Origin of the sequence: Mesorhizobium sp. M0848 (assembly GCF_040319805.1) — a bacterium.
Lineage (GTDB): Bacteria > Pseudomonadota > Alphaproteobacteria > Rhizobiales > Rhizobiaceae > Mesorhizobium.
Map to the genome: position 1 here is coordinate 12,446 of NZ_JAMYOM010000020.1, position 13,429 is coordinate 25,874.

The window sequence follows — 13,429 nt, forward strand, 5'->3', positions numbered from 1 at the left end:
CCGCCCTCTCGATGATGCCGAACAAATCGGGCCCCGACGAGCGGCGGGCCTTGCCAGATCGGACGGACCGGATGGTTTAAGTAGGTTCGCACCAAGAGCCACGGCACCTGTGTCGTGCGGGTGCTGCTGTCGGCACGCGACCTTCTCGTCAGCCTAGTAGGCAAAATCGAGAACAGATGCCTGGGCTTCTTAAGGCCTTCGGCGTCATATTCGGCAAGAAGATCGATGCCCAGGTGATCCTACACATGCTCAGGATCCAGGCGACGCAGGTCTACCATGATCCGCTGCGAGCCGGCATCAACGACGTGCAGGAACTGTCGAAGACACATGAAGCGATCGCCAGGGCCAAGACCGAGATCCAGCACCGCATCCTGACAACTACCTGCCGCTGTATTTTCCCGAGATCGATCGCTTCCGGGGGAACAGGCGCAGCGATTGGTTCTTTGCCTTCCTCGATGCCTTTTCGACCCCAGCAAGCATCACGGCGCTGACGAAGGAGGAGTTTGTGGCAGCAGCTTGGGATGTCGTCGGCCGCAAGGTCAGCAAGACGCAGATTCTGATGGATATTTTCGAGACGGCGCGCCCATCGATCGGATTGCCGCTGCCACTTGATGCGCCTGCCATTCGCATGTTCCAGATGGTCATTGACGAAGCACGCAGCCTGATCCGGCACCGCAATGAGATCGAAGCACAGGCCGACGATCTGCTGCGGCACAGCCAGGATTATCAGCTCCTGCGACAAATCCCGGGCATCGGACCGATCGAGGCATTGACCGTCATTGCCGAAGCCGGCGATCTTCGCCGCTTAGGTCATCATCGCCAGTTTCTAAAGTTCTGCGGGCTGGACCTCTCGACACAGAAGTCCGGTCAATATCGAGGCCAGACCCTAGCATTCCTAAGCATACTGACCAGGGCGACCTCGACCCCCCTAATCACAGCGGTGAGCTCGCAGGCGGGGTCGATGAACACTATTGATTGGCCGAGCTTGAGCGGCATCTCTATCACATTGATAGCCTATTAGGCTGGTCCGGCGTTTGATCGGACCCATGATCCATCCGAGCGGCTTGTGAGGGATGCAGCCGAACCAGGCGCTGCTCCCACAGTCTTCGCAGGTCCTTCATCAGAGCTTCATGCTCAGCTTGATCCGGCGCAATTATATTGAGGTGATCGCTTAACACGGCTTCGCCCTCAATCCGCATCAGCAGATTAAACAGGTCGTTTGAAATTCGCACACTGTCAATGCTGGAGTGGTTCGGAATAATCTCGCAGACAGTCTCCTGATGATCTCGCGCTGTGTAAGCACGGGTTTGATGGAGGGAGACTGAGGGAGGCAATGAAATCGAAAGCGCAGTCCAATCCTGCAGCGTTGCAGCCCGTTTTTTTACCAGGAAGGGCCCGACCACAAGTCCATCCAGCTCTGTCGTCAAAAATGTGGCAATCGCGTCTGCAACCGTATCCACGATCGGTTCAGCATTGTTGTTAAAGGACGTATTGAGCAGAATTGGAGTGCCTGTCCGCTTCTTGAACGCATTGATGACCTCCCAGTAAGCGGGGTTGGCATCGCGCGATACTGTTTGCAGCCGAGCCGTACCGTCGACGTGCGTAATGGCACCCAACAAGGCGCGCTTTGAGTCACGCACGCGAACGACGAAATTCATGAATGGAAATTCGTGTTTACCGTCCGGGAGGTCGAAAAATTCGCTCGCATCCTCTTCCAGCACAGATGGTGCGAAAGGCCTATAGCCTTCGCGCTTCTTGACCATGGCATTGATCCGGTCCTTGTTTGCAGCGGGCCGAGGGTCGGCAAGAATGCTGCGGTTGCCCAGCGCACGTGGCCCAAACTCCGAACGACCCTGCACCCAGCCGATCACGGCGCCGTTGGTGATCCAGTGGGCTGCACTGCTCGCTACGTCATAAGAGCGTTCAACCTCGAGATGTCCGGACCATGCATTCAGTTCCTGTTCCACGGCGCGGTCGCTCCCGAGATCAGGACCCCAATAGACCTCCTGCAGTCGCTCACGCGGCGCGGGGCGGCCCATCTCGTTAGAGACTATCAGCGCAGCTCCCAATGCGCAGCCAGCGTCGTGAGACGCGGGTTGCACGAAGATGTCTTCGAAAAGCCCTGAATACAGCAGCTTGCCGTTCATCGTGCAGTTGTGGGCTACCCCTCCCGCCAGACACAACCGCTTCATGCCGGTGGCCTCACGGTGGTGCCGGAGAATGTGGAACACGATGCGCTCAAGCGCTTCCTGCAGTGACGCACTCACATCTCGATGCTGCTGGGTGAAAGGCATTCCCTTTCGCCTGATCTCGATGTTGCGGAGCAACGCCGGACCGATGCGGTCGAGGTGAACACGGTAGCCACCGTTGGCGGAGAGCTCGTAGAACTGCTCGAAGAGCTCGCGATAGGGAGCGGGGTCGCCATAGGGCGCGAGTCCCATTACCTTATACTCGTCGAACATGCCGTAGCCGAGACAGCGGATCGTCTCGAGATAAAACAGCCCAAGAGAATTGTCCTCCGGGAAAGCCTCGATTTGCGTAATTTCTGTGCCAGACCCTACCGCCACAAGGCCCGACAGGAAATCACCACAGCCATCAATCGCTAGAATGAGACTTTGTTCGAAGCCCGACATTGCAAAGGCGCTCACGGCGTGCGCCTGATGATGACCTACGAATGAAATACGCGAACTGTCCAACTTAGTGCCGAACTCACGCGCTAACAGGTTCTGCACCAACATTTTAGCATCCAACGGAGTGGAGAGAATGTCCGGTTGGGAAGCGGACATACCTTCAAGCATGGCGTTGGCATAGGGCTCGCTGGCGTAGACCGCGACACGATCAATGTCGCTGAGCTGAACCCCGGCCGTCGAGAGACAGTATTGAATCGAACCACTTGGCAGCTTGTTCGAGTGCTTGATTCGATTGAGGCGTTCCTCTTCTACGGCGGCTATCACCTTTCCGTCTCGGACGAGCACCGCGGCGCCATCGTGCATAAAGGCGTTCGGACGCTCGAATCGGTTTTCATGGACTTGGTCAAGTCCGCCGCTGATTCCTAGGCACAGCATTTCTTTCTCCAGATAGTAACGGGAAGCCAAATTGGCTTACCTCGACTGTTTCCAACTAAATAGGCCGTGTTGTCGCCTGCAGCTGCGACCGCCCGTCAGGCATCAGCGGCATCGAAGAAAGCCCCATAAACGATCAATGAGATGCTTCGACTGTGACGCCTACAGTGCCATCACGCCGAGAGCTTGGCTGGATCATCCAATCCTGAGCGGCTGCTGACATGTATCCGGCGATAGTGTTTTCATCGGCAGAACCAACTTGCGATGCCGCCTGTCTTGGGAAGGGCGGCCGTCGACGAATAACAGTACCGCCCCCGTGAACTGGCCCGATTTCATTCTCCGAAGCGACCATGGTCGCACCGCCCGACATTGTCGGCCAGTTGCAACTCACTTTCTCGGCACGACCTCCACTGCACGTCAGGGCGCATCGAAGATTTTCTCCTTTGGATTATTCCTAAGGCAGCTTTCGTCACGCGATAGAGCAGCGTGTGATTGGTGCGTGAGGCTCTTTTTTGTCCATGCACGATTCCGGAAGAGTGATGAAATCGATTGTTTTGATCAAAGTCATCCACGCTATGAATAACAGCCGCAGCACATGCGTTTTCAAAGCGCTTCAGGCTTCCCGGATGGCTACTCCGATGTGAAGCGCATGGCATTCCAAGCGCTCTGTCAACCAAACGATGAGTATCGGCGTCGACCCTCATTGCCTTCGTCTTCGCGACTCCGTGACAGCGGCTGGCATTGTGTTTGTAGGGCATCGGGCGAAGATCATGTCGATCGGCCATCTCGCCTGCCTATTGACAAACCCTTGAACAATGATCCACGCACCAGCGCGATTGTGATCACGAGCGCCTCTGAGCTCGGGAGGTTCGGTTTTCTGAGGGTTCCTGGGTCTCCGAAGCGATGGAGGTAGCTAGCCTTCCTGGTGCTATACGGTTGTGCTCTTCATGGAGTGGACGCGTTTGCGTCTCGAAAGCGGTTCTTCAGTGGAACCGGCGCCAAGGCCCGTCTGTGGTCGTTCAGAACACGGGGTGCCGTCTCCAAACCGGATATTGGAGCGGGCAGCCGCCGGAATTTGACCAATGGAAATGAGCGCCTGTCAGGAGGCGTTCGAAAACGGCGCGATCTTCATCGCGGCTGTTTCATGGTGTCATTCCCGACATGTTCTTTATAATCGGCAGCTTGCGGATAGTCTTGCCCGTCGCCGCCCGTAGCGCGTTGGCGACGGCCGGGCCGATCGGCGGCACACCTGGCTCACCAACTCCCGTGGGCGGCTCCTCGGACGGCACAATGTGCACCTCGACTCGCGGCATCTGCTCGATCCTGAGCGGTGTATAGGTATCGTAGTTCTCTTGGTCTACGACACCGCCCTTCAGGGTCAGCTCCTCCTGGAGGATCGCACCTAGCCCGAATCCGATACCGCCCTCCATCTGAGCGCGAATCTGGTCAGGATTTATCGCGGTGCCGCAATCTACCGCGCAGACGACGCGGTCGACCTTGAAACCATTTTCATCGTTCAGGGTGATCTCCACCACATCGGCGACATAGGTCGAGAGGCTTTCATGCAGGGCCACGCCGCGGAAACGGCCTTCCGGCAGAGGCTTGTCCCAGCCTGCCTTCTCAGCAGCCACTTTAAGCACGGCGGCATGCCGTGGATGGTGACCGAGCATTGACAAGCGGAAGTCGACCGGATCACGGTTCGCAGCGGCGGCGAGCTCATCGATCAGGGTTTCCACCGCGTAAGCGGTGTGGGTGGAGCCTACCGAACGCCACCACAGCACCGGGATGTTCACGTCCGTGGTGGTCAGCTCGACCTTCAGGTTCGGGATCGCATAGGGCAGGTTGGTGGCGCCCTCTACGGAGGTTGGATCGATGCCGTTCTTGATCATCGCCGCAGAGGTCGAACCGCCCAAGACCGATTGGCCCACGATGTGGTCATGGAGAGCGACGACATTGCCTTTCTTGTCGAGCCCCGCCTTGACTGCGTGCACATAGGCCGGCCGGTACCGCCCACCCCGCATGTCATTCTCGCGGGTCCACTGCACCTTCACTGGCTTGCCGCGTCCCAGTGCACGCGCTGTGGAAACAGCTTCGATAATGACATCTGCATCCAAGACCGCGCGGCGGCCGAAACTGCCGCCGGTCTTCATCACGTGCAGCCTCACCTTGTCCGGCGTGGTGCCGCCTACCTGAGCGGCAGCCGCCTGATAGAGGTCGGGCATCTGGTGTCCGCCCCAGACGTCGATGGTGCCGTCTTCGTTGATTCGGGCGGCCGCGTTGAGTGGCTCGATCGAAGCATGGACAAGATAGGGGAATTCGTAGTGCCCCTCGATGATTTTCTCAGCACTGGCGAACGCTGCGGGAGTGTTACCGTCGTCGCGCGCGGTGGCCGCGCCCAGATCGTCTGCTGCCTTGTTGTATTCGGCCATGATCTCGGCCGTGCCGCGCTCTTCGGCCTTCTCCTCGTTCCAGGTCACCTCCACGAGGTCGCGGCCCTTCAGCGCCGTCCAGGTGTCCCTGCCAACCACGGCAATGCCTCGCGGCGTCTGGACGACATCGACAATGCCGTCGAGTGCCTTGGCCTTGGTTGCGTCGAAGCTCTCGATCTCGGCGCCGAACTTCGGCGGATGGATCATAACGGCCGTCTGGAGTCCCTCCATCATGAGGTCGATCGTGTAGGTCTGCGCGCCGTTGGTCTTGCCGGCGGAATCGTAGCGCTTGAGGCTGTCCGATCCGATCTGGGCCCACTTGTCGCGCGGCTTTAGCGGCACGTCGTCGGGAACCGGCATTCCCGCTGCGGCTTCAGCCAGGTCACCGTAGCGCGCCTGCATCCCTGAGGCGTGCGACACGACCCCGGAAGCGACTTTGATCTCGCCGGCTGGCACGTCCCACCGCTGCGCCGCGGCCGCCACCAGCAAGGCCCGTGCGGCAGCACCCGCCTTGCGGTAGCGTTCCCACGACGAGCCCATCGACGTGGAGCCACCAGTTGCCTGTGCGGCCCCGCCCCAGGCGAGATTGCCGTAGAACGCGGTATTGCCATATCCGCCGACCACGTCCACCTGCGCCCAGTCGCCGTCGAGCTCTTCCATAACCAGGGTGGCGATGCCGAAATAGGAGCCTTGTCCCATCTCGAACTGCGAGGAGTGGATGATGATTCGGTTCTCCTTTGTGATCTCGACATAGGTCTGGAACGGGTTCGCCTGAACCTTTGCAGGGGTCGTTTGTGCGATGTCGGGCGCGGCCAGCACTGGCCGGTAGCCCACTGCGAGGCCGCCGGTGGTGACGCCCGCGCCGACGAGGAACCAGCGGCGCGTGGGCCGCACGGCAGTATGCTTCGAGAGAAACTGCGACATGCCTCAAGTCTCCAGCCGGTTGGCGGTCTCGTGGATGGCCGCGCGGATGCGATGATAGGTGGCGCAGCGGCAGAGGTTGCCGCTCATCGCCGAATCAATATCATCGTCCGTCGGCTTAGGCGTTTCTGTAAGGAGGGCCACGGCCGACATGATCTGGCCAGACTGGCAATAGCCGCATTGAGGTACGTCGAACTCGGCCCACACGGCCTGGACCGTTTCGCCTATCTTGCCCGACACACCCTCAATGGTGGTGATCGAGGCTCCTTCGATGTCGCCGACTGCGGTCTGGCACGAGCGCGTCGGCATGCCGTTAACGTGAACCGTGCAAGCGCCGCACTGGGCAAGCCCGCAACCGAATTTCGTTCCCGTGAGTCCGATGACGTCACGGACCGCCCAGAGCAGCGGCATCTCTGGATCGACGTCGAGTGTTCGCGCCTCGCCATTGAGGGTAAAAGCGACCATTGCTTGCTCTCCTTGTCCTGAGCTGGCTATCTCGTTGAGCCTCCGCCCGCCTGGCAACCGAGCTCTTGTTGCTGAGGCCTAGCGACCACACCGTAGGAACGCGCAGCTCAAGCAACAAGCCGCTAGGTTGGCGAGTTACGAGATCGTGAAGTGGGTCGTGTCGAAAGGCTGGAGGCAACTGAATGTCATTTTTTGGGCGGACAGGCCGCTTTAGGCTGGGTTACACGAGACTGGACATTCGGGTCGTCGCGAACATCGACCGCTGGTCGGCCGCGTCCGGCAGGGCCCTGATTGGCTACACGAAATGAAATGGGACTACTATCGATGGGGGCCTACCTCGACCCGCAACCTCCACGACTGGACCCTCAGGTTTCCGGCTATCGTCCCGGGCGGTGGCCGAGCTCGGCGCCTCGGACGCGATAATAGACGGTGAGGCGTTCGTCGTTGACCAGAAGGCTTGTCGCGCATTCCCAGTCTTCAGCGGGCTCTTGGCCGCGGCGGGAGACGTCAGGACCATGCTTGCCGGCTTCGACCTGCTCGAGATCGACGGCGAGGGTCTTCGCGATCGGCCACTCGTCGATCGGCGCAAAGCGCTAGTTAACCTGCTGAGACGCCGCCAAACGGCATCGTTCTGAGCGACGAGATCAGCGGCGGCAGCGACATTCTCGCGCAAGTCTCCCAGTTCGGCCTCGAGGGCATCGTCTCCAAGCTGCGTGTCAGTCCATATCGATCCGGCCGGCGCCAAGAATGGGTGAGACAAAATGCGTGCTGAGTGATGAGTTCATCGTCATCGGCTGCGAACCCGGCAACAGTTACGGGGGTCGGGAAGCGTGCTCTGGCGAATGTCGAGGACGGAAATCTGGTGTTCGCCGGCGGCATTGGCACCGGCTTCAATGCGCGCACCGGGCCGGAAGTAAAGCGCCGGCTCGATGCCATTCCAATGGATAAACCACCGATTCCTAGTTTGAAGGCGAACGGTGCGGCATGGGCGGAGTGCCCTGCGCAGTCTGTACCTCCGCAGTCGATTGTCGAGTTCGAAGGGGGTGTGATTGGCGTCGAGACCGCTCCAGCCATGGCTATCAGCACGCCGAGTGCGTTGTTTTCGATCAGTTCTCGAAATGAGCGGCTAAATACCTTTCACTTGCCGCACGGGGTTTGCTGTTCACCGGCTGGCATCCGATGGCAAACCTTTCAACGCGGCGGCGATCTGGCGCTTGGCTGCTGGGGGCAGAGGCAGGATGGGACGCGGGGGTTCGGCACTGCAAACGTCGAGCAATTCAGCGAGTGCATAGACGACGCGAAGGCTCGAGAACTCCTTGAAGAGGCTCCAGATCGGGACCAGCGCGGCATTGATCCGTCGCGCTTCGGCCGCATCGCCCTGTTGCGCCGCTGTGACGATCGTCATGCAGACCTCGGGCAGGATGCCCGCGAGGACGCTGTACCATGTGTCGGCGCCGGCGATCATGGCCTCGGCGGCGTTCCAGTCGCCGCTGTAACCAATCGAGAACCCTTCCGGCAGTGTGCGCCTCTGGGCGGTCAGGTGGTTGTTGATCGCATCGCTTTTGTCTGTCGGATTCTTGATGGCGACAATCCCAGCCACCTTTGCCAGGCGGCTGACAAGGGGTGGACTGAAATGGAAATGCGTCGTTCCTGGATTGTCGTAGACGACGATCGGCAGGCCACTTTCGCGCGCCACGGTGGAGAAATGATCGAACACCTCGTCATCAGTAAGCGGGGTGTAGGAGGCGGCGGCAAGCAAACCCGCAGCTGCTCCAAGGGCCTTGGCGTCTTGCGCGAGCCCCACGGCTTCATCGGTGCGCAGCGCGCCCACACCCACCACGACCGGCATTTGCCCCGCCGTTTGGTCCAAGGTCTCGGAGAGCGCCCGCCGCCGTTGCTCGCGCGACAGATAGATGTATGTGCCGGTGCTGCCGAGAAGACCGATGGAATCGACCTGAGCAATGCCAAGCCGAGCAATCAGCCTGCGCAGGGCAACGCTATCGACGCGGCCGTCACGATTGGTCGGGGTGATGGGGAACGCGGAAAGACCGCTCAGGAATGCCATGGCAAGGCTCCAGATCTATGTGTGAGCGCAGAGGTGGCCGCACGCCAGGTCATTACAAGACGTCCAAAGCCCGCCGCAGATCGGCGATCAGGTCATCAGCGTCTTCAAGCCCCACCGAGAGACGCATGAGATCCTCGCCGACTCCATCGGCCAAATGGGCATCCTTGCGGATCGGCTGCCGAGCACGGGTGAGGCTTGCTGGATGATAGATGAGGCTGTCGGCATCGCCGAGGCTAACGGCGCGAATGATCAGGTTGAGCCGGTCCATCATCCGGCGCGCTCCTTCGTATCCAGCGTGGAGGCCAAAGGCCAACATGCCCGATCCGTTGGACATCTGTTTTCGCGCCGTCACCTGATCAGGGTGCGAGTCGAGGAACGGATAACTCACAAATGCCACCGCCGGGTGCGCTTCCAGCGCCCGAGCCACCGCAAGGGCTGTGGCGCTGTGCCGTTCCATACGCAGCGTCAGCGTCTTGAGACCGCGCAGGATTAGGAAAGCTGACATGGGCGAGAGCGCTGCGCCGGTGATGTAGCGCAGGCCCGTTTCATGCAGCGTACGGAGCGTTTGGGCGTCGCCGAGAAGCGCCCCGCCAAGGGCATCGCCATGACCATTGATGTACTTGGTCATCGAATGGAGCACGATGTCCGCCCCGTGCTCAAGCGGTCGCTGGAGCGCGGGCGAGGCGAAGGTGCTGTCGACTGCAACCCTTACACCGCGCGCGTGAGCGCGCTCGGCAATTGCCGCTATGTCGAGGATGCGGCTCAGCGGATTCACCGGCGTCTCGAAGAAAACCAGCCGCGTCCGCTCGGTGATCGCAGCATCGAGATTGTGGGGATTTGACAGATCGACCGCGACGACCTTGATGCCGAAGCGGGGGACCGCCTGTTCGACCATGGCAAGCGTGTTCGCATAAAGCGTGTTGTGGACGATGAGTTCATCGCCCTGGGACAGGAGCGACAGGATCAGAGTGCCGAAGGCCGCCATCCCCGAGGCAACAACCAGCCCCGCCTCGGCTCCTTCCAGATTCGCGAGCCGCTGCTCGAGGATCTCGGTCGTGGGATTGTATTCGCGCGCATAGAGCCTTCCACCAAGGGCGGCGGCGGCATCGTTTGCTGCCACGCTTTCGAACCCATAGGTTGACGTCAGGAACACTGGCGGCTGGACGGCATTGGAAAAGCCGGCCGGATCGTAGCCATGATGGATCGCCCGGGTGGCAAATCCGGGGCTGGTGCGGTTGAGCGACCCCGTGGGAGCATCGGTTTCGGATTGATGGGAGCTGGTCATTCGGCCTCTGCGATTTCTCTTGGGGTTCCGAAAGATTGACGGCAACCTGGCCAATGTGAAATATCCAGTTGGCGATGAAAGAGATGGTCCAGTCTTCAAGTGCCGGGTCTGCAGCGCGCTCGCACGCGATGGGTGCACGCCAGATATACGAAGCCCTTCGCGAGCAAATCCTCGGCGGCGTCTACGAAACCGGCAGTCAGTTGCCATCCTCCCGGGCCCTGGCAAATGACCTCGGCGTTTCGCGAACCACGGTGACGGTCGCCTATGAACAACTGGCTGCGGAGGGTTTCATCGAAGTCCGTCAAGGCGCACGACCTCGCGTTGCGTCTTCGTTGATGGGCCATGGGACGGGGCGCACTCACGCGCAACGGGTCGGCCCAATCCACCTGTCCGCATTTGGCGAGCGGCTGCGCGCGACGTCACCCTGGCCAGATTATCTGCCGACTGGGCTGAAGGTCGAGTTCCGCTATGGCGACCTCGCGCCGTCGGATTTCCCTTCATTGGTCTGGAAACGCGCGATGAACGAGGCGATGGGGCAGCGCCCGCTGCGTCTTGCCTATGACGATCCTCGCGGCTCGCGCCGGCTTCGCCAGGCGCTTCAGGGCTATCTCTGGCGCGCCCGGACCCTGAGCTGCGACCTCGACCAGATCATAGTTGTGAACGGTTCGCAGCAGGGCCTTGATCTGTGCGCGCGCCTGCTTCTCGATCCCGCCGACCGTTTCGTCATCGAGGATCCGTGCTACAGGATGGCGCGTCAGGTCTTTGCCAGTACGGGTGCCTCACCCATCCCGGTCATCGTCGACGAAGACGGGATGAGGACCGAGTTGCTGGCGGGGATCGGAGCACGACTGGCTTATGTGACGCCATCGCATCAGTTTCCGCTGGGCGGCGTCATGCCGATCGCGCGCCGCCATCAGCTTCTGAAATGGGCGCGGCACAACAACGCCTATGTGATCGAGGACGACTACGACAGCGAATATCGCTACGACATCAATCCGGTCCCTCCGCTGCACAGTCTCGAGGACCACGGGGCTGTCATCTACCTCGGCACGATCTCCAAAACGCTCTCGCCGATGCTGCGCATCGGCTACCTCGTCGTCCCGCCCGAATTGCAGGAGGTCTTCGCAACCGCCAAACAATTCGCAGACCGGCATTCGCCGGTCGCTGAACAGGAAGCGCTGGCATCGTTGATCGAGAGCGGCGGCTACGAAAGCCATGTGCGCCGTGTGCGCAGGCTGAACGGCGAGCGTCGGGAAACGTTGTTGGGTGCCTTGCAGCATAGCTTCGGGGATCGCATCACTGTCCAGGGAGCAGATGCGGGACTGCACGTCGCGGTTTGGTTCAATGACCTGCCACGATCGCGGGAAACGGCCTTGGTCGAATCCGCCCGCGACGCTGGCCTGGGGCTACACCTGATCTCGCCGCTCTACGAACGGCCATCGGACGAAGGCCGCACCGATCGCGTCGGACTTGTCATGGGCTATGCCGCCTTGAGCATTCGGCAGATCGGGAAGGGCGTTGAGGTCCTGCGAGAGGTTGTCAAGCAGGTGCAAGACGCGATGCCGGCGCGGAACAACTGAGCCGGGGCGACGCCGAAAGCTGGCGCTGAAAACGGTCCGAGGGCCCCCCGTGTTTCTTTCCAAACAGCCAACTGGACCGGGAAAATGCCATGCAACTGGCGCTGTTGATCAGGCCAGTTTTGCAGCAGGTTTCCACGAGACGAATTTCCGAGAGCGATGATGACCTGGCGAGGAAAGCTGCTTCACGTCCATATCGCGCCTGCCGCCTCCTATGAAATGGAGGAGCTGGCGCAGGCGCAGCTTATTGCCGGCCAAGGCGTTGTCGGAGACCGCTACTACCTGGGGACGGGGACCTATTCCGCGCGTCCTGACGTTCGCGAAGTGACGCTGATCGAAGCTGAAGTCTTGGACGCCATCGCGCAGGGCGAACCCAGAATTCCGGGCTTCAAGGCCAAGCTCGCACCCGAAGATCACCGGCGCAATCTGACGACACGAGGCGTTCCGCTTAGCCATCTTGTCGGCAAACGCTTCCGGGTCGGGGAAACGATTCTCAGGGCCGCCCGGATGAATGTGCCGTGCAAGTATATCGAGGAGTTGCTCGGGCTTCCGGGTCTCTACGAGGGGCTTCTGAACCGCTCCGGCCTGAACTGCACAATCGAGGTCGGGGGCGTGATCCGCCCCGGTGATCTGATCTTGCCCATCGACGAGTGAAACGCCATGGCCTCGCCGCGCATCATCATGAAGCTGACCGTGACCGCCGCCCGCAAGGAGCCGGGCGACGTGCTGGTCATCGACCTGAAACACCCACGCAAACCTGTGCTGCCGGCGTTCGAAGCGGGTTCTCACGTCGACGTCCATCTGCCTGAAGGGAAGGTGCGTCAGTATTCACTTTGCGGCGACCCGACCGAGCTTGGCCGCTACACCATCGCGGTGAAGCGCGAGAATGACGGCCGTGGCGGCTCGGCGTGGATCCACGAAACCATTGCCGTCGGCTCCACACTGCCTGTCTCCGCGCCACGCAACCATTTTGCGCTCAAGCCAGGCGAGGGGCCGACTTTGCTGCTGGCAGGGGGAATCGGGATCACCCCGATTCTGGCCATGGCGCGCGCGCTCACCCGGCAGGCCAAGCCCTTCGAGTTGCACTATTTCACCCGCAGCCGGGCGCTCACGCCACTCTTGGCGGCGATCGGGAGCGATCTTCCTGGCGGCAATGTGCGGATCCATTTCGACGACGAGCCTCAGACCCGGCAGAACATCGCCGCGCTGCTGGCGAACCGTTCGGACGACGCGCAGACATACTACTGCGGACCGCCTGGCTTCATGGCGGTTGTGGGGCGCGCGGCTCAACACTGGCCCGAGGGTATTGTTCATTTCGAAACTTTCCAGCCTCCCGAGTTTGATGGCGCGCCACCGGAACCGTTCGTCATAGAACTGGCTGAGGGCAGGGTGGTTGAGGTTTCGGCTGAGACCACGGCACTGGCCGCCTTGCGTGCGGCCGGTGTGCCGTTGATGGCCTCGTGTGAGAACGGGGTGTGCGGGACCTGCGAATGCGCAATGCTGGCGGGACAGCCGATCCATCGGGATGCCGTCCTGTCCAAGGAGGCACGCGGCCACCGCTTCATCCCCTGTGTGTCGCGCGCGACAGGTGTGTTGAAACTCGATCTTTGACCATTTGGGCGGGG

9 protein-coding genes and 1 pseudogene are annotated in these 13,429 nt (G+C 60.8%); 5 read left to right on the forward strand and 5 right to left on the reverse strand.

The annotated features are described in order from the left end of the window. Positions 1-224: 224 nt before the first annotated feature. Positions 225-886: pseudogene (locus NKH95_RS22150) on the forward strand (transposase); the annotation flags it as partial. 115 nt (positions 887-1,001) lie between these two features. Here NKH95_RS22150 and NKH95_RS22155 read toward each other — a convergent pair. The 3 genes from NKH95_RS22155 to NKH95_RS22165 form a co-directional block, all read right to left on the reverse strand. Then, entirely contained in the window at positions 1,002-3,065 is a 2,064-nt protein-coding gene (locus NKH95_RS22155; RefSeq protein ID WP_352893277.1) for a carbamoyltransferase family protein, read from the reverse strand. A 1,139-nt stretch (positions 3,066-4,204) separates the two neighbouring features. Further along, positions 4,205-6,415: a xanthine dehydrogenase family protein molybdopterin-binding subunit gene (locus NKH95_RS22160; RefSeq protein ID WP_352553823.1), complete on the reverse strand. Its 2,211-nt coding sequence runs from the start codon at positions 6,413-6,415 to the stop codon at positions 4,205-4,207. Between the two features lie 3 nt (positions 6,416-6,418). Continuing rightward, positions 6,419-6,877, reverse strand: a complete 459-nt coding sequence (locus NKH95_RS22165; RefSeq protein WP_023689394.1) for a (2Fe-2S)-binding protein — start codon at positions 6,875-6,877, stop codon at positions 6,419-6,421. 392 nt (positions 6,878-7,269) lie between these two features. On the opposite strand from NKH95_RS22165, the gene NKH95_RS22170 reads away from it, so the two are divergent. Further along, on the forward strand, positions 7,270-7,512 hold the full coding sequence (locus NKH95_RS22170) for an ATP-dependent DNA ligase (RefSeq protein WP_023796262.1): 243 nt from the start codon (positions 7,270-7,272) through the stop codon (positions 7,510-7,512). 527 nt (positions 7,513-8,039) lie between these two features. On the opposite strand, the gene NKH95_RS22175 is transcribed toward NKH95_RS22170, so the two are convergent. Both NKH95_RS22175 and NKH95_RS22180 read right to left on the reverse strand, forming a co-directional pair. Continuing rightward, entirely contained in the window at positions 8,040-8,942 is a 903-nt protein-coding gene (locus NKH95_RS22175) for a dihydrodipicolinate synthase family protein (RefSeq protein WP_352893155.1), read from the reverse strand. 52 nt (positions 8,943-8,994) lie between these two features. Continuing rightward, the gene (locus NKH95_RS22180) at positions 8,995-10,227 is read right to left on the reverse strand and encodes a trans-sulfuration enzyme family protein (RefSeq protein WP_352893159.1); all 1,233 of its coding nucleotides are present in this window, start codon (positions 10,225-10,227) and stop codon (positions 8,995-8,997) included. Positions 10,228-10,310: 83 nt separating this feature from the next. Here NKH95_RS22180 and pdxR point away from each other — a divergent pair, with 83 nt between their 5' ends. The 3 genes from pdxR (at position 10,311) to NKH95_RS22195 (ending at position 13,415) form a co-directional block, all read left to right on the forward strand. Continuing rightward, positions 10,311-11,807: a MocR-like pyridoxine biosynthesis transcription factor PdxR gene (pdxR, locus tag NKH95_RS22185; protein ID WP_502895306.1), complete on the forward strand. Its 1,497-nt coding sequence runs from the start codon at positions 10,311-10,313 to the stop codon at positions 11,805-11,807. A gap of 159 nt (positions 11,808-11,966) precedes the next feature. Then, the gene (locus tag NKH95_RS22190; RefSeq protein WP_023704114.1) at positions 11,967-12,458 is read left to right on the forward strand and encodes an MOSC domain-containing protein; all 492 of its coding nucleotides are present in this window, start codon (positions 11,967-11,969) and stop codon (positions 12,456-12,458) included. 6 nt (positions 12,459-12,464) lie between these two features. Beyond that, on the forward strand, positions 12,465-13,415 hold the full coding sequence (locus tag NKH95_RS22195; RefSeq protein WP_352893165.1) for a PDR/VanB family oxidoreductase: 951 nt from the start codon (positions 12,465-12,467) through the stop codon (positions 13,413-13,415). Positions 13,416-13,429 lie beyond the last annotated feature (14 nt).